Source organism: Ensifer sp. Root142 (genome assembly GCF_001426785.1).
Classification (GTDB): Bacteria; Pseudomonadota; Alphaproteobacteria; order Rhizobiales; family Rhizobiaceae; genus Ensifer; species Ensifer canadensis.
The window spans coordinates 241,837-258,281 of record NZ_LMFK01000044.1; the positions used below are offsets into that span (position 1 = coordinate 241,837).

Sequence of the window (16,445 nt, forward strand, 5' to 3'; positions counted from 1 at the left end):
TGCAAAGGTCGCTGTAGCACTTTGAAATGCTGCATGTTTCCCCAAACCGGATGGGATTTGAGGAACATGCAGTCCCATTCGCCGCAACCCGGGACCGTCAGTTCAGGACCATGGAATCTCCCTGCATTCTCGTCTGTTCTATCGATGAAAAGACCGGCTACTGTTTCGGCTGCGGTCGCACACGAAACGAGATCGGCGCCTGGACGCTCTACACCGATGCCGACAGACACGCGATCATGCTGGCGCTCCCGGCAAGGCTTGAAACAATGGTGCGAAAGCCCCGGCGCGAAACGCGCCGCGCGCGCATGGCCAGGGAACGCGGCGACGCATGACACGTCTTTTGATCCTGCTCTCGATCCTTGCGATCGGCCTCCTGCTGCTGATCGTCAATCACGACGTCGGCCGCACCTTCGGACTGGCAAATGACGATTTCGGCCAGCTCGTTTCACTCGGCGCAATTGCCACGCTCTTGAGTGCCGGCATCTGGCAAAGCCGCCGCCGCTTTGGCGAAGGCGCCCGACAGGCTGCGATCTGGCTGCTCATCGTGCTGGCGCTCGTCTCGGCCTATGTCTACCGCTTCGAGTTTCAGGGCTTCGGCAACCGGGTGCTCTCCGGTCTGATGCCGGGCCGCGCGACTGTGATCACCGACAGCGAGGGTCGTCAGGAAGTGGTGCTGCAGAAGATGATCAACGGTCATTTCGAGACCAATGCCGCGGTCAACGGCAAGGAAATCAACATGCTGGTCGATACCGGCGCCAGCAGCATTGCGCTGACCTATGAAGATGCTGAGCGTATCGGTCTCGATCCGGCGAATCTGAGCTACACGATGACGGTCATGACCGCCAATGGGCAGGCGATGGCCGCACCCGTATTGCTTTCCGAGGTCGCGATCGGCCCGATCGTGCGCAACGACATCCGTGCGACGGTCGCCGCTGAAGGCAAGCTCGACCAGAGCCTGCTCGGCATGACCTTCCTCTCGACGCTCGACTTCCTGCAGATGCGCACCGACGAGCTTCGACTGCGCGATTGATCGGGCATTTGCGGCGAACGCGTCTTCGTGCATGTTGGCGAGATCCGGCCTGCGCCTATCGCCATCGCAAAACCGCCGATTATTTTTGCACGACAGACGTCAAGGAGAAGCGCCTCATGGATTTCATGCGATTGCTGAAGTCGATCGAAGAGCTTCTCTATGAACTCGTGTCATGGCTGCTGTTCTATCCGCTGACGATGTGGCGCACACTGCGGCAACCGCAGGCGATGATGCGCTATGCTGATGTGGAGCTGACGGACGATGTGTCCGAGCAATATACCGAGACGCTGAGCCCGCCACTCTTTCTGCTGCTCGCCCACGGCGTCGAACTCGGGCTTGTCAACCAGACGACGCCTTGGGCACCGCCGCCGCTGCTTGCAAGCCATTCCAATCTGTTGATGTTTCGCGCCGTCGCCTTCAGCATTCTGCCGCTGCTGATGGCAGTCAAGTTGCTGCACCGCAAGGGCGTGCGGCTGACCAGACACACGCTGAGGGCGCCCTTCTACAGCCAATGTTACATCACGGCGCCGTTCGCGCTTGCACTCAGCATCGGTACGCTGCTCTCCCGAGCGGAAAACCAGAAGGCGCTTGCCGCAGGCCTCGCCTTCATCCTTGTCGCGTTCGTCTGGTACGTGATCGTCGAAACGCGCTGGTTCAAGTCCGACCTCGGTCTGTCGACATCACAGGCGGCCCTGCGCGTCGTGTGGACTTTGTTTCAAGCGCTGATCGCTATTTTCCTGGTTGGCGCCGCTATCGTCTTCGGCACAGGCGCAACGCCCGCCTGATATCGGCTGGCGCCCGCAGGTTTTGGCTCTCCGCCGTCAGTTCCGCAGCCGGTAGCCGGTGCGGAAGATCCAAGCGAGAACCGACAGGCAGATCGTCAGGAACACCAGGATGATCGCGGCGCTGAAGACTGGGTTGACGTCGGACACTTCAAAGAAGCTCCAACGGAAACCGCTGATGAGATAGAGCACCGGGTTGAAGTGGCTGACCGCCTGCCAGAACGGCGGCAGCATGTCGATCGAGTAGAAGCTGCCGCCCAGGAACACCAGCGGCGGAATGACCAGCATCGGGATCAGGTTCAACTGCTCGAAGTCCTTGGCCCAGATACCGATGATGAAGCCGAACAGGCTGAACGACACGGCTGTCAGCACGAAGAAGAACACCATCGCGATGGGATGGGCGATCGAAAGATCGACGAACAGCGAAGCCGTCAACAGGATGATCGTGCCGATCATCAACCCCTTGGTCGCCGCCGCGCCGACATAGCCGAGCACGATCTCGATCATCGAGACCGGCGAGGACAGCACCTCGTAGATCGTGCCGGTGAACTTCGGAAAATAGATGCCGAACGAGCCGTTGCCGATGCACTGCGTCAGAAGCGTCAGCATGATCAGGCCCGGCGTGATGAAGGCGCCATAGGAGACGCCGTTGATCTCCTGGATGCGCGCGCCGATCGCCGCGCCGAAGACGATGAAGTAGAGCGAGGTGGAAATGACCGGCGACACCACGCTCTGCAACAGGGTGCGCCGCGTGCGCGCCATCTCGAAGAAATAGATCGACTTGATCGCTTCGATGTTCATCGTCCTGCTCCCACGATCTCGACGAAAATATCCTCCAGCGAGCTCTGCCGCGTGGAAATATCCTTGAGGCGCACGCCGGCCTCGGCAAGAGCCGCCAGCAGCGAGGTTATGCCGGTGCGGTCGGCGCTGGTGTCATAATCGTAGATCAGACAATGACCATCACCCTCAAGCATCAGGTTGTAGCCCGAGAGCGTTTCGGGCACGGCTTCCAGCGGATGCGACAGGTCGACCCGCAACTGCTTGCGCCCAAGCTTCGACATCAGCGCCGTCTTGTCCTCGACCAGCAGAATCTCGCCGCCGTTGATCACCCCGATGCGGTCGGCGATCTCTTCTGCCTCTTCGATGTAGTGCGTCGTCAGGATGATCGTCACGCCCGAGGCGCGCAGCCGCTCGACGACTTCCCACATGCTCTTGCGCAGGCTGACGTCGACGCCGGCCGTCGGCTCGTCGAGGAAGAGCACGCGCGGTTCATGCGACAGCGCCTTGGCGATCAGCACACGACGCTTCATGCCGCCGGAAAGCTCGCGCAGCATGTTGTCCTTCTTGTCCCACAGCGACAGATCCTTCAGCACCTTTTCGATATGGGCCGGGTTCGGCTTCTTGCCGTGCAGGCCGCGCGAAAAGGTGACGGTGTTCCAGACGGTCTCGAAGGCGTCCGTCGTCAGTTCCTGCGGCACCAGACCGATCATCGACCGCGTCTCGCGAAAATCGCGCACGACGTCATGGCCGTTGACCGTCACGGTACCACCACTCGGGTTGACGATGCCGCAGATGATCGAGATCAGCGTGGTCTTGCCCGCCCCGTTCGGACCAAGCAGGGCCAGGATCTCGCCCTGCTCGATATCGAGGCTAACGCCTTTCAGCGCCTTGAAGCCCGAGGCATAGGTCTTCGAAAGATTGGAAACGGAAACGATTGGTGCCATGAAGCTGATCCGGAATGCGGGGGGCGAAGTCGGCAGGTCACGCCTATATGGGCCGTTTCATCACGATTTGCAGCCCGCGCCCCGCAAAAAACAAGGTGACAGAGCGTCAACATCAGGACAATCGGCCGCTTTCCATTCCGATCGGACCTCGGCCCTCACCTTGCTGACGCGATCCCACCCGCGGCAACCGGTCGTGCAGCACCATGCCGGCAAGCATGGCGACCACGAAGAGTGCCGTCGCCGGCAACCCGAGCGACAGCGATGCCAGCGCGGGGCCAGGACATAGGCCGACAAGGCCCCAGCCGACACCGAAGATCGCCGAGCCTATGATCAAGCGACGGTCGATCACGCGGTTCGAAGGCAGATGAAAGGCATCGTCGAGCAGCGGGCGCCGCATGCGCCGGGTCAAGAGAACGCCAAGCGCCGAGACGGCGACAGCGCCTCCGAGCACGAAGGCAAGGCTCGGGTTCCAGTCGCGCGTGACGTCGAGAAAGCCGCGAACGCGGGCCGGATCCAACATGCCGGAGAGCGACAGGCCGATACCGAAGATCACGCCGGAGGCAAGCGTTGCCAACAGGCGCGGGAAGGCGCTGCCGTTCATTGGACGAAACCTTGGAGATAGACGGTGACGACGGCAGCGATCATGAAGGTCGCAACCGCTGCAATCGACCGGCGGGAAAGCCGGGCGAGACCGACGACACCATGTCCGCTGGTGCAGCCTGAACCCATGCGCGAGCCAAAGCCGACAAGCAACCCGCCGACCACCAGCAACGGCCAGGAGGAGGTGACGGTGACGGTTGGCCAGATGCCGGAGAAAAGACGGTAGATCACCGGGCCAGCCAGCAGGCCAAGAACGAAGACGATGCCGGTCGAGGCCTGCACACCCTGCAGCAGCCTGCCGGCAATTCCGCTGACACCGGCCACACGTCCGTTTGCCACCATCAGTATTGCCGCCGAAAGCCCGATCAGCAGGCCTCCGGCAAGCGCATTCCAGTACTCATTCATTTTTTCGCGCCTTCGCGACAGAAGATTTGACAAAGCGTGCCCACGAGCCGGGCGACCTTATCATGGCTCAGGCGATAGAAAACCTGCTTGGCCTGCCGCCGCGTCGAAACGACGCCGGCTTCCCGCAGCACAGTCAGTTGCTGTGAGAGCGTCGGCTGTCGGATTCCGAGCAATTCCTCAAGTGCCGCCACCGAATGCTCCCCTTCGAGAAGCGTCGTCACGATCAGCAGTCTGTTGCGATTGGCAAGCGTGCGCAGGATCTTCGAAACTTCTGTGGCATGCGCGGTCATGTCGGCGCGCACGCCGGGAAATCGCATCACAGTTCCCATGCCGTCCTCCCGTCGTATCAAGGAGTGAGTAGAACCCTAAAACAATGCGTCCGGGACAAGCCCGGATTCTATCCATGATTGTTATATGAAGTAATATAATATCATATTACTTATACGCAAGCCAGACGACACACAAACGCGTTACCGACCCACTTCGGCCCGCACCGATCCTCACAGAGAAAATAATACCGCAAATTCAGCTTGTTACAATTGCGCACCACGGGAGAACGACGCGCCAAAGTTGGGTCGATTCCTGAAATCAACCATGAGGAAGCGCTAAAACCTACGGTATAAAAACGGCTTAACCGTACAGGCTGTAGAAAAAACGGGCTGCAATCAGAATCATGAAAATGCCGAATCCGACCTCGAGCTGCCGGCGGTTCATGGCGTGAGCGGCGCGCACGCCGAGTGGCGCAACCAGCAGGGTGATCGGTATGATCAGGCCAACGGCGATCCAGTTGATGAAGCCGGTCGAAAACGGCGGCAGGCCCGGCATGCCCCACCCGGCCCAGACGTAGCCGAACAGACCAGGGATAGAGATCAACACACCGACGCCCGCAGACGTCGCGACCGCCTGGTGAATCGGGCGGTTATAGAGCGTCATGAAGGTGTTGTTGAGAACGCCGCCACCGATGCCCATCAGCCCCGAGAGGATGCCGATCGCCACGCCGACCAGCCATTTCACCGGATTGGCCGGCAGGTCGGATCCAAGCCGCCAGCTCGCGCGGTTGAGCAGCATGCGAAAGGCGACGGCAAGCGCGATCACCGCAAAGATCAGCCGAAGCGTTCCGCTGCTGATAGAAGCCGCGATGACCGACGCAAGGATCGCGCCAAGCGGCACGGCAATGGTCCAGTTTCGCAACAGCGCCATGTCGACGACGCCGCGTTTGTAGTGCGACAGGAAGGACCGCACCGAGGTCGGCACGATGATGGCAAGCGACGTCCCGACCGAAAGATGCATGCGAACCGCATCGTCGATGCCGAGCAGCCCAAAGACCTGGTAAAAGACGGGAACGAGGATCGCTCCGCCGCCAATGCCAAAGAGACCGGCAAGCAGCCCTGCGACCACGCCGGCGGCGGCCAGCGCCAGGGCAAACATCATCAGTTCCGAAACCGGCGGCACGGCGTGCTCCATCGTAATAGTGGGAATCCGGCGAACGAACGCAACATTGCCGCCGACGCGGCAGTTCTGTCACAAAACGGTGATGCTTTTCAATCAGTTTGGCGTGGCACGCGGCACGCCCGCCACGTGATTTGCACGCATCACTTGATCTCCGGAGCCTCCCCCTTTCTCCGGATACAGGCCGGCACCACCTCCGCCGGCCTCTTTTTTTGCCGGCTCACGATAGGCGCGATGCTGACGGATGCTCAATCACAGTGACGATAACCGGTCTTGCGCGTCCGCAGGTCGAAGTGGAAATGATCCTTGTGAAAGGGATCGCTGCCGGGGCCGAGAACCGTATTGAAGTATTTGCAGCTGTCGGTGCGAACGGCCTTCAAAAGCCCCTTCTCGCGAAAGGCGAAGAAGCCCTTCTTGCGCACGTCGATTTCCTTGCCGTTCTTCAGCACGAACTTGCCGACATCGATGGCGTTGCCATGCGCATGCTCGGACATCGGGTTGCCCCGGCGCGAGTTCATGGTGCGGCAGGAGTAGCCGCCGAGCGGCTTGATCGTCTTGACGCCGGACCAGTAGCGATAGCGCGACGATGGCGCCAGCTCGTATTTCACCCACTTCGCGAAGGCTTCGGTCACTTCGCAGTTGAGCTTGACGGCGGGCTTGACGTCGATGCCGCCCGACAGACCGCCGAGTTCGATCGGATAGTCGATGCCGCAGGAAGGGCCGTTGCTGATGCGCGGGATATCGCGGAACTCGACGCCGAGCTTGCGCAGCCGCTGGCGGCAGGCGACTTCAGAGCGAGGCATCTGGCCGGTATATTGTGATTCCGGCTCCGCCATCGGATTGCGGGTGCGCGGCAGCATCGCCACCTGCTGCGGCTCCTGAGCGCGCTGCATCGCCTTTTGCCGCTCGAAGGCACGGATACGCTCAGCCTCTTCGGCTGCAATCTGTTCTTCCGTCAGCGGTGGCAGATCCGGGTCGCCGCCAAGGCTCGCCTGCGCCTCGTTCAAGGTCTGCGGCGGACTGCCAAGTTGGCGGACATTGTCCTCGCCGATACCACCGACGACAGGCTGGCTGGCATTGCCCTCGGCGATCTCGTTGCTCTGCTCCTCCGCCAGCCCGACCACCGGCTCCACGCCAAGCATCTGATCCATGTTGACGCCTTCGGACGGAATGGCGGTCGAACCAGTGTTGACCTGCTGGGCGCCCGAACGCGCCGCCTCCTCGCTGTCGATCATCGGCAAGGCGCGGCGTTTCTGCTGATGCGTCGAGGCAGGCATTGTTGTGCCGCCGCTGTTGCTGAAAGTCGAAACCGGCTCTCCGGAAGGATAGGCGGCTACCTCCTGCTCGGGCACGGCATCGACAGGAACGGGCCTGATCGCACCGACGCGTTCGCCGCCGTCGATACGGGCCGAGGGCGTCAATACATCGGTCGTGCAGGCGACAAGAGAGAGCGACAGCGCGAGCGCCGCCAACGGACGATGGAGTGAGGAAACATACGCCATACCGATTTGCCGCCTTCATCCAGCGTATGCGCCCGAAAATCGGCATCGATTTTCGAAGAAGCCCATACGTGCGCACCCACCCGAAATCAAAACGGTGCAGGCCGCCTGTGTCGCAAACCGGGCACGCCGCCGAAAAAGCCCGATTTGGAACCTATTTTATGCAAACACGGTAAATGAAGCCTTGCGAGGCACACCCAACATCAAGCAGGTCGGCAGTCGAAATCGTGTCGGGCTTACAGCGCCGCGCTGACGCGCAAAGGACGCTGTAACGCATGAAACCTGCGGCATGATTTTCTCCGCGGCGACGCCGGCATCAGCGATACCGATGGCATGCCGACGCAAAAAGGCCCGCGCAGATTGCTCGACGCGGGCCTTTGTTCTTACAGCTTACAGCGCCGCGCGTCTTATTAGACGCGCAAAGGTCGCTGTAGCACTTTGAATTGCTGCAGTTTTTATCCTTAAATCGAATACGATTTGAGGAAACATGCAGTAGGCGTGCTTAGCGGCACTCACCGGGGTGTACGACCCGGAAGCCGGCGCCGCCCGCTTCGCAGGAATTCGGGAAGGTCTGAACTCTGCTGCCGCGTTGACCGCAGACCGGTGCGTATTCGCGGGTGCAGAACTGGCCCTGCGGCGGACGGTCGTCGTCGCGGCGGCATTCGCCTGGCGAAACCACCCGGAAGCCATCGGCCCGCGCCATGCAGGCATTCGAGAACGTCTGCTGCTGGCGACCGCGCTGGCCGCACACCGGAGCATATTCACGCGTGCAGGCCTGCGGCTGCGGCTCCGGCGGACGGTAATCCGGGCGGCACTCGCCGCGGTGGATTACGTTGAAGCCGTCGGCCCGCGCCTGGCACGAATTCGAGAAGGTACGCGTGCGGTTGCCCCGCGCCCCGCAGACCGGCGCATATTCCATCGTGCACATCGGCGGACGGATCGGCCCCGGACCGGGCCTCGGCTCGTCAACCACGACGGTACACGCGGACAGAAATCCGAATGCCAACAGAATTGCCGCCCCCGGCCGCGTAAAAAGAAGTCTGAGAAGCGCCATCAATATCCCTCTAACACCGGCAGACAGGCGACCCGGCGCCATGCCGCGTCATTCCACCTCCCGTTCAGCCGTATCTATCTCCGCACACGGATTGGTCAAGCCCGCTCCCGCTTCGACAAACCAATGGTTGAACTGCTCGGTCGTCAACGAACGGGAGCAAGCCGAACCCGCCTCACACCGCACTCAAATTTCAGCTTGATCGGCGCGTGCCGCATACAGTCCGAAATGCAGAAAGGCCCGCGTGCTGCCGCACACAGGCCCTTCATTGATCACGCTGGCGTCGTGCTCAGGCAGCGCGACCGTAAGCGGTCTGCCTTGCTGTTTCCCGCAACCGGAACTTGGTCAGCAGCATCTTCAGTTCGCGGCTCTCGGCTGCGAGCGTCTGGCTTGCTGCCGTCGTCTCCTCCACCATGGCGGCGTTCTGCTGGGTCATCTGGTCCATGCTGTTGACGGCGGTATTGACCTCCGCCAGGCCGGTCGCCTGTTCGCGGGCTGCCGTTGCAATCAAGGCGACCTGTTCGTTGACGCGGTTGACCAGCGCTTCGATCTCCGTCAGCGCATCGCCGGTCGAGCGCACGAGCTCGACGCCGGCGCCAACTTCGCGCACCGATGTTCCGATCAGTGCCTTGATCTCCTTGGCGGCACCGGCAGAACGTTGCGCCAGTTCGCGCACTTCCTGCGCAACCACGGCAAAGCCACGGCCGGCTTCGCCTGCCCGCGCCGCTTCGACGCCGGCGTTCAGCGCCAGAAGGTTGGTCTGGAAGGCGATCTCGTCGATCACGCCGATGATCTGGCTGATCCGGCTCGATGAGGTCTCGATCCGCCCCATGGCGTCGATGGCATTGCGCACGATGCCGCCGGATTTCGCAGCACTCGCCCTGGTCTCATCGACCATGTTGCGCGCTTCGTTGGCCCGGTCGGAGGAATGACGCACCGTCGACGTAATCTCGTCGAGGGCAGCTGCCGTCTCTTCCAGTGCCGCCGCCTGCTGTTCGGTACGGCGCGACAGGTTGTTGGCCGCCTCCGAAATGTCTCCAGCGCTGGCGGTGACGATCTCGGTCGAATGCGAGATTGAACCGATGACATCGCGCAGAGCAGCAACGGCCGTGTTGAAGTCCTGCCTCAGCTTGCCGTACTCAGGGGCGATATCGCCAATTTCAGCCGTCAGGTCACCGCTTGCCAGCAGTTCGAGGGCGGCACCGACTGTCTCCATCGCATCGGCCTGTGCGTCGGCCGTTGCCCGCTGGCGCTGCTCATTGCCGCGCCGCTCGGACGCCAGCCTGTCCTGTTGCTCGGCCTCGCGGAAGCGCAGCTCCAGTCGCTCGCGCACCGAGTCGCGCAGCACGACGAGAACCTTGGCCATCTGGCCGATCTCGTCTCCGCGGTCGGTTTCCGGCACTTCGGATGACAGGTCCTCATCGGCAATCGACCGCATCGAGGCCTTCAGCTTTTCGACCGGCTTGACGACGCTGCGCACGATCGCCAGCGCCGCCATCACGATCGCCAGCGCCGCGGCGAGAAGAATGCCGGCCACCTGCCACGCGCGTTCACGGAACATGGCGGTGAGGTCGTCGGAATAGACGCCGGTGCCGACCACCCAGCCCCAGGGCCTGAAGCCGGCGAGGTGCGAATACTTCAGCACAGGCTCGTCGGCGCCCGGCTTCGGCCAGTAGTAGTCGACGAAGCCCTGCCCGCTCTTTTCCACCGTCTTCACAAATTCGACAAAGAGGTGCTTGCCATTGGGATCCTTGTTGGCGGAAAGATCCCTGCCATCCAGTTCCGGCTTGATCGGATGCATGATCATCGTCGGATGCATGTCGTTGATCCAGAAGTAACCGCTGCCCTGGTAGCGCATCGCCTTGATCGCTTCGAGGGCGCGCTTCTGCGCGTCTTCGCGCGACAGCGTGCCGGCCACTTCCTGTTTGTGGTAGGCGTCGAACACCGCAATGGCGTTCTCGTTCATTGCCGACAGCATCGCCTTGCGTTCGCCCACGAGCTTGTCCTGCGCCTGAAGCAGACCGAAGGTCAGCGCCGCCGCCATGGTCAAAAGTGCGAACGCGACGAGCGCGTAGAGCCGCACCGAAATCCTGAATCGTTTCATCCCCAGTCCCCTGCCTCCAGTAGAAGCGTGCAGGATAGGGACCGCGCTTTGCAAAGCCCCTAACAAACGATCCCTAATTTTTACAATTCTGAATTATCACCTTCGAAAGGAATGGCGTTCGCCATCATGGACTAACGCGATTTGTCGCCCGCCGCTCTTCCCTGACGAAGCAACCATGCGCTACATCTTTCCCGACACAGGGAGACAGGCCGCATGACCGCAGACAACAAACCGACCGGCGAACTGACCTTGCGCACGCTCGCAATGCCTGCCGACGCCAATGCCGCCGGCGATATTTTCGGCGGCTGGGTCATGGCGCAGATGGACCTTTCCTGCGGCATTCGCGCCGCCGAGCGGGCCCGTGGCCGCGTGGTGACGGCAGCGGTGAAGGAAATGGCCTTCGCGCTACCGATCAAGATCGGCGATACGCTCTGCATCTACACCGATGTCGTCAAGGTCGGACGCACATCGATGACGCTCAAGGTCGAGGCCTGGGCGCAGCGCTATCTCTCGCATCTGATGGAAAAGGTGACCGACGCGATCTTCGTCATGGTCGCGCTCGACGAAAATGGCAAGCCGAAGGCGGTACCGGAGGAATAGGAGGAGCGTTCATGGATCCGACCCTACCTGATCCGGCGATTTTCTCGCATATCCGCGTCGTCATGGGCATGGTCGTCAGTCTCAGCCTTGCGAGACTGCTGAGCGGGCTTGCCCTCTTCGTGCAGCATCCGGGAAAGACCGGGGTCTACTGGATCCACCTCGGCTGGGTCCTGTTCATGTTCGTCTTTCTCGTGCACTTCTGGTGGTGGGAATTCCACCTCCATGCCCTGCCTGTGCTTGACGTCACCGTCTATCTCTTTCTCATCCTCTATTGCTGCGTCTTCTTCTTTCTTTGCGTGCTCTTGTTTCCGACGACACTGGAGGATTACAGCGACTACGAGCATTACTTCATGTCGCGGCGAAGCTGGTTCTTTGCGTTTCTGGCACTCGCCTTTGCCGTCGACCTCGTCGACACCGCGCTCAAGGGCAAGGCCTATTTCACGTCCTACGGACTGGAATACCCGATCCGCAACGTGACCTACATTGTGCTCTGCCTGATCGCCGCCTGGACGCCGAACCGGCGTTTCCATGCCGCGTTCCTCATCGGCGCCGTCACCTATCAGCTTGTCTGGATGTACCGCGCCTTCGACCTCTTGGATTGAACACCGCCAAGGCTGTTCTTGACCACCACAATGACGTTATTCCCGAGCTGCCTCTCCTGCCGCAAAAGCGTTCCGCAAAATGCGCCGACAACAAAACAAACAAACTCCATAAATTTTATATTCTTCTCTTACACTGATCCCAGTTCACCGGACGGCGCCCTAGGCCCGCCAGCAAACAGGAGCGGGACAGATGTTCAAACTGACCAGACGGCTTTTCGGCACCGGCCTCTTCACCGCCGCAGTACTGGCCTCCTTCGGCGTCATGGCCGAAGAGCTGAAGGAATTCCGCATCGGCTTCCAAAAGACCGGCCTGCCTGTTGTCGCCCAGCAGCAGAAGGTTATCGAGAAAGCGCTGGAGCCGAAAGGCATCGCCGTTTCCTGGGTGGAGTTCACCGCCGGGCCACCGCTGGTCGAAGCGTTGAACGTCGGTTCCATCGATGTCGGCTGGACCGGCGACGCACCGCCGATCTTCGGCCAGGCCGCCGGCTCGGCGATCGTCTATGCCGCTGCACTTCCGTCGAACGGCAAGGGCGAAGCGATCTTCGTCAAGCCGGGCTCGCCGATCCAGACGCTCGCGGATCTCAAGGGCAAGAAGATCGGTGTCGGCAAGGGCACCAGCGCCCACAATCTGGTGGTCGCTGCTCTGGAGAAGGCAGGCATCGGCTTCGGCGACGTTACCCCTGTTTATCTGAGCCCCGCCGATGCGGCGGCCGCCTTCGCCAGCGACAAGATCGATGCCTGGGCTGTCTGGGATCCATTCTTCGCCATCGCCGAAACGCGCTACAAGCCACGCATTCTGACGACGTCGGCCGAGACCTTGAAGGTCAACACCTATTTCCTCGCCAACCGCGACTTCGCTGCCAACCATGCAGACGCCGTCACCACCACGATTGCAGCGCTGAAGGAGGCCTCCGTCTGGGCCGACGCCAACCGCGACAAGGTGGCGGCCGCCTTGCATGAGGTGACCGGCGTGCCGCTTGAGGCACAGACGATCGCGGCGAACCGCAGCGTCTTTTCGATCGGGCCGATCACCGACGATATCGTCGCCGGCCAGCAGCAGACCGCCGATCGCTTCTTCAAGCTCGGGCTCATCCCCAAGCAGATCACCATTTCCGATGCTGTCTGGACGGCGCCGGGCAACTGATCCCTCTCCCTCCCAAGGCGAGAACCGGCCGGCGTCGAGACGGAAGTTTCGGCGCCGGCGCCGCGAAGACAGAAGGCCCCGAACAGACGAGGACCTAAGCCATGGTGAGAACCGCACCGAACACCGTCGCGCGCAACCTTGCGGGCTGGCTGCTGCCCGCCGCCCTGATCCTTGCCTGGGAAGCGGCTTCCCGCGCGGGCCTGATTTCCGAGAGCGTGATGGCGCCGCCCTCGGCCGTGCTTGCCGCCTTCGTCCGTCTCCTCGCCTCGGGAGAGCTTGTCGAAAACATCGGCATCAGCACGCTGCGGGCACTTTCGGGTTTTGTCATCGGCGGTTCGATCGGTTTTGCGTTCGGACTTGCCAACGGCCTGTCACGCTTGAGCCGGGATCTGACCGACACGACGCTGCAGATGGTGCGCAACATTCCGCATCTGGCACTGATCCCGCTGGTCATCCTGTGGTTCGGCATCGACGAAGAGGCCAAGCTGTTCCTCGTCGCGCTCGGCGTCTTCTTCCCGATCTACGTCAACACGCTGCTCGGCATCCAGGGAGTCGACCCGCAGCTCGTGGAGATGGGCCGGATCTACGGCATGTCGAGGCGCGAACTCTTCTTCCGCGTCATCCTGCCAGGCGCCCTGCCGGCAATCTTCGTCGGCCTGCGCTATGCGCTCGGCATCATGTGGCTGACGCTGATTGTGGCCGAGACGATCGCGGCCTCCTCAGGCCTCGGCTACATGGCGATGCAGGCACGGGAGTTCCTGCTGATCGATGTCGTCATCCTGTCGATCCTGATCTACGCGCTGCTCGGCAAACTCGCAGATAGCTTCGCACGGTTGCTCGAGCGACTGACGCTGCAATGGCACCCGGCCTTCCAGCCGGCCTGATTGCCGTTGAACTGGACGAGCCCGATCCCGAGGAAAAATGGAGCAATCCCGATGTCCGTCATCGCCCTACATCCAAAACAGAAACAGGAAGCGAGCGACACCCCCGCGACCAGCCTGGCTCCCACCTCGCCGTCACCAGTTTCGACAAACGCTCCGCTCGCCTTCTCGCTCCGCGGCATCACCAAACGCTTCGGTGACAAGACCGTTCTCGACGGCATCGATCTCGATGTACCGCAGGGGCAGTTCGTCGCCGTTATCGGCAAGAGCGGCTGCGGCAAGAGCACCTTGCTGCGCATCCTCGCCGGGCTGGATAGCCCAACGAGTGGCACCCTGACCGTTGCCGGCGGCAGGGCGTCGGAGCGGCGCAGCCGCATCATGTTTCAGGAGCCGCGGCTTTTGCCCTGGGCGAGGATCGGCCGCAATGTCGAAATCGGCCTCACCGGCATCGCCAAGGGCGAAGTCGCCCGCGACCTCTCGCTCCAGATCCTTAAAGACGTCGGTCTTGTCGACCGCGCTGAGGAATGGCCGTCGGTGCTGTCGGGTGGGCAGAAGCAGCGCGTGGCGCTGGCCCGGGCGCTGGTCGCTCACCCCTTCATCCTGGCGCTTGACGAGCCGCTTGGCGCACTCGACGCCCTGACGCGCATCGAGATGCAGCAGCTCCTGGAGCGCATCTGGCAACAACAGAACTTTACCGCCGTACTTGTCACCCACGATGTGGCCGAGGCCGTGGCGCTTGCCGACCGCGTCGTCGTCATCGATGAAGGCCGCATTGCGCTCGACCTGTCGATCCCGCTCGCCCGCCCGCGCCGACATGGCAGCCCCGAAACCGCCCGGCTCGAAGGGCAAATCCTGGATCGATTGTTCGGCCGGGGATAAGGTGCCGCTTTCGATCGCTGTTTGGGACGATGCCCATTGACGAACACAACCCTCCGTGGAAGCAATGCAATCATTGCCCGCATAGTAGGTTGGAACATGAACTCAGCGACCGCCGATACCGTTCCTCCGCGTTTCTTCTGGCGCCGCTTCGCAGCCTTTGTGATTGACACTCTGCTCTTTTACGTCGTCGCAATCGTTATTGCGGTCACCCTTGCGTTCGTTCTTCCCTGAGCGCCACGCTTCTTCGTTTCCGCGACAACCCAATGCGAACCTGCCGGGCAGAGCGCGCTTGCAGATAGAATCGACCGCGAATGGCCGCTCGCCACAGGACAGACGCGTGAGAACCAGATCTGCATGACGTCCATATGGGGAGTGCCCGAAGGCAGGGCGTTCGTTTCAACATTGATCGATGTTGATGACAAACCGGCACAACGCTCGATCAGTCTTGCGATCGACGAGACCGGCAAGCCGATTGAATTTGAATCCATGCAGGTCGGACGCGGCGTTCTGGACCAACTCGCGCCGCTGGTTTTCTTCTGCTTGTGCAGTGCCGGCTTCATAGCACGCTTCGGCACCACGCCCGGCAAACGGCTGCTCGCCTTGCGCGTGGTTCAGGGCAACGGCGAACCGCTGCCGTTTGCCTCGGCCGCCAAGCGAGAGACGTTACGGATGCTGCCGTCAATACTGCTCACTGTATTCGGTGCGCCGATGATGCTCCTGTCGGCGTTAGCGATCTTTGGCACCGGCGACATTCTGATGGATGCAGTCGAAACCGTGACTGTTTTCGGCGCTCCCGCCCAGGTCATCCTGTTGGCCAGCTTTCTGGTCTTCACGCTTTTCGCTCTGATCTGGTGGGTTTTTCCCTTCATGCGCTGGCGCGGCCAGACAATCTACGATCGTCTGACTGGCTCCCATGTCGCGTCAGGCGAACCGTTCAGCGAACGGCGGGTTCACCTGCAGCGACAGCGTCCTGACGGACAGATGACGCCATTACAGCGCCGCGCGTCAAACAGGACGCGCCAAGAACGCTGTAACGCTTTGAACTAGCTGCATAATTTTACCGCTAAAGCAGATTCGATTTAAGGAATTATGCAGTAGGCTGACCCGCTCACCCCTTGAAGATGAACGAGGCACCGATGGCGATCAGGGAGAAGCCAACGAGATGGTTCCAGCCGATCGATTCCTTCAGCCAGAAGACCGAGAACGCCGCGAACACCAAGAGCGTGATTACCTCCTGCATCGTCTTCAACTGTGCCGCGGAGTAGACCTCGTGGCCGATACGATTTGCCGGCACGGCCAGACAATATTCGAAGAAGGCAATGCCCCAACTGGCGACGATCGCCATGTACAGCGGCGACGACGTGTATTTCAGGTGCCCATACCAGGCGAATGTCATGAAGACGTTGGAGATCAGGAGCAGCAGGATCGGCCAGAGATAGGCCGGATTGATGGAGAACGACATGAGGATCCTCGAAGGCGCGAATCGTTCCGGCAGGATGATCTTGCCGCTCGCGCTATGACAAGCGCAAACATCATCTGAGACGCGCGATCGGCAGCGCACGAGACCTGAATTTGTCGTTGAAAAAATCCCGGTAACTGCTGTAAAGACGTTAATTTGCGCCGGTCGGCGCAGCTATGCCGCTGATCGTCGTCGCATGGAGTTATGCGTTCGAGGAACAGCGACGCGCCGGCATC

General features: G+C 61.3%; 19 protein-coding genes. 9 read left to right on the forward strand and 10 right to left on the reverse strand.

The genetic code is table 11. From position 1 onward, the window contains the following. Positions 1-110: 110 nt before the first annotated feature. The 3 genes from ASD52_RS29680 to ASD52_RS29690 all read left to right on the forward strand — a co-directional run bounded on the left by ASD52_RS29680 (position 111) and on the right by ASD52_RS29690 (position 1,815). On the forward strand, positions 111-332 hold the full coding sequence (locus ASD52_RS29680) for a DUF1289 domain-containing protein (RefSeq protein WP_025427276.1): 222 nt from the start codon (positions 111-113) through the stop codon (positions 330-332). After that, a complete protein-coding gene (locus ASD52_RS29685) occupies positions 329-1,030 on the forward strand; it encodes a TIGR02281 family clan AA aspartic protease (RefSeq protein WP_025427277.1) in 702 nt (233 codons plus the stop codon). The genes ASD52_RS29680 and ASD52_RS29685 overlap by 4 nt, the downstream gene beginning before the upstream one ends. Before the next feature lie 116 nt (positions 1,031-1,146). Further along, positions 1,147-1,815, forward strand: a complete 669-nt coding sequence (locus ASD52_RS29690) for a hypothetical protein (RefSeq protein ID WP_057214295.1) — start codon at positions 1,147-1,149, stop codon at positions 1,813-1,815. Positions 1,816-1,851: 36 nt separating this feature from the next. Here ASD52_RS29690 and ASD52_RS29695 read toward each other — a convergent pair whose 3' ends face one another. The 9 genes from ASD52_RS29695 to ASD52_RS29735 form a co-directional block, all read right to left on the reverse strand. Continuing rightward, positions 1,852-2,613 carry an ABC transporter permease gene (locus tag ASD52_RS29695; protein WP_025427279.1) on the reverse strand — a complete coding sequence of 254 codons (762 nt, stop codon included), beginning with the start codon at positions 2,611-2,613 and terminating at the stop codon, positions 1,852-1,854. Beyond that, positions 2,610-3,536 (reverse strand): ABC transporter ATP-binding protein, encoded by a 927-nt coding sequence (locus ASD52_RS29700; protein WP_025427280.1) that lies wholly within the window; start codon positions 3,534-3,536, stop codon positions 2,610-2,612. The genes ASD52_RS29695 and ASD52_RS29700 overlap by 4 nt, the downstream gene beginning before the upstream one ends. Positions 3,537-3,648: 112 nt before the next feature. Further along, positions 3,649-4,137, reverse strand: a complete 489-nt coding sequence (locus ASD52_RS29705) for a YeeE/YedE family protein (RefSeq protein WP_025427281.1) — start codon at positions 4,135-4,137, stop codon at positions 3,649-3,651. Continuing rightward, positions 4,134-4,541: a YeeE/YedE family protein gene (locus ASD52_RS29710; RefSeq protein WP_025427282.1), complete on the reverse strand. Its 408-nt coding sequence runs from the start codon at positions 4,539-4,541 to the stop codon at positions 4,134-4,136. The genes ASD52_RS29705 and ASD52_RS29710 overlap by 4 nt, the downstream gene beginning before the upstream one ends. Next, positions 4,538-4,870, reverse strand: a complete 333-nt coding sequence (locus tag ASD52_RS29715; protein WP_025427283.1) for a metalloregulator ArsR/SmtB family transcription factor — start codon at positions 4,868-4,870, stop codon at positions 4,538-4,540. The genes ASD52_RS29710 and ASD52_RS29715 overlap by 4 nt, the downstream gene beginning before the upstream one ends. 301 nt (positions 4,871-5,171) lie before the next feature. Further along, positions 5,172-5,993: a sulfite exporter TauE/SafE family protein gene (locus ASD52_RS29720; RefSeq protein WP_025427284.1), complete on the reverse strand. Its 822-nt coding sequence runs from the start codon at positions 5,991-5,993 to the stop codon at positions 5,172-5,174. A gap of 245 nt (positions 5,994-6,238) precedes the next feature. Next, positions 6,239-7,492, reverse strand: coding sequence for an extensin family protein (locus ASD52_RS29725; RefSeq protein ID WP_025427285.1), 1,254 nt, complete (start codon positions 7,490-7,492; stop codon positions 6,239-6,241). Between the two features lie 499 nt (positions 7,493-7,991). After that, complete coding sequence (locus ASD52_RS29730; protein WP_025427286.1) at positions 7,992-8,543, reverse strand: Kazal-type serine protease inhibitor domain-containing protein; 552 nt, start codon at positions 8,541-8,543, stop codon at positions 7,992-7,994. Between the two features lie 286 nt (positions 8,544-8,829). Continuing rightward, a complete protein-coding gene (locus tag ASD52_RS29735; RefSeq protein WP_057214291.1) occupies positions 8,830-10,644 on the reverse strand; it encodes a methyl-accepting chemotaxis protein in 1,815 nt (604 codons plus the stop codon). Positions 10,645-10,857: 213 nt separating this feature from the next. Here ASD52_RS29735 and ASD52_RS29740 point away from each other — a divergent pair, with 213 nt between their 5' ends. The 6 genes from ASD52_RS29740 to ASD52_RS29765 all read left to right on the forward strand — a co-directional run bounded on the left by ASD52_RS29740 (position 10,858) and on the right by ASD52_RS29765 (position 15,797). After that, positions 10,858-11,244 (forward strand): acyl-CoA thioesterase, encoded by a 387-nt coding sequence (locus ASD52_RS29740; protein ID WP_025427288.1) that lies wholly within the window; start codon positions 10,858-10,860, stop codon positions 11,242-11,244. An 11-nt stretch (positions 11,245-11,255) separates the two neighbouring features. Further along, on the forward strand, positions 11,256-11,846 hold the full coding sequence (locus ASD52_RS29745) for a hypothetical protein (protein ID WP_025427289.1): 591 nt from the start codon (positions 11,256-11,258) through the stop codon (positions 11,844-11,846). A 190-nt stretch (positions 11,847-12,036) separates the two neighbouring features. Further along, a complete protein-coding gene (locus tag ASD52_RS29750; RefSeq protein WP_025427290.1) occupies positions 12,037-12,990 on the forward strand; it encodes an aliphatic sulfonate ABC transporter substrate-binding protein in 954 nt (317 codons plus the stop codon). Positions 12,991-13,091: 101 nt separating this feature from the next. Next, on the forward strand, positions 13,092-13,874 hold the full coding sequence (locus ASD52_RS29755; protein WP_051509170.1) for an ABC transporter permease subunit: 783 nt from the start codon (positions 13,092-13,094) through the stop codon (positions 13,872-13,874). A gap of 51 nt (positions 13,875-13,925) precedes the next feature. Continuing rightward, positions 13,926-14,750 carry an ATP-binding cassette domain-containing protein gene (locus ASD52_RS29760; RefSeq protein WP_025427292.1) on the forward strand — a complete coding sequence of 275 codons (825 nt, stop codon included), beginning with the start codon at positions 13,926-13,928 and terminating at the stop codon, positions 14,748-14,750. A 372-nt stretch (positions 14,751-15,122) separates the two neighbouring features. After that, positions 15,123-15,797 (forward strand): RDD family protein, encoded by a 675-nt coding sequence (locus ASD52_RS29765; protein WP_057208710.1) that lies wholly within the window; start codon positions 15,123-15,125, stop codon positions 15,795-15,797. 61 nt (positions 15,798-15,858) lie between these two features. Here ASD52_RS29765 and ASD52_RS29770 read toward each other — a convergent pair whose 3' ends face one another. After that, a complete protein-coding gene (locus ASD52_RS29770; protein WP_025427294.1) occupies positions 15,859-16,212 on the reverse strand; it encodes a DMT family protein in 354 nt (117 codons plus the stop codon). Positions 16,213-16,445 lie beyond the last annotated feature (233 nt).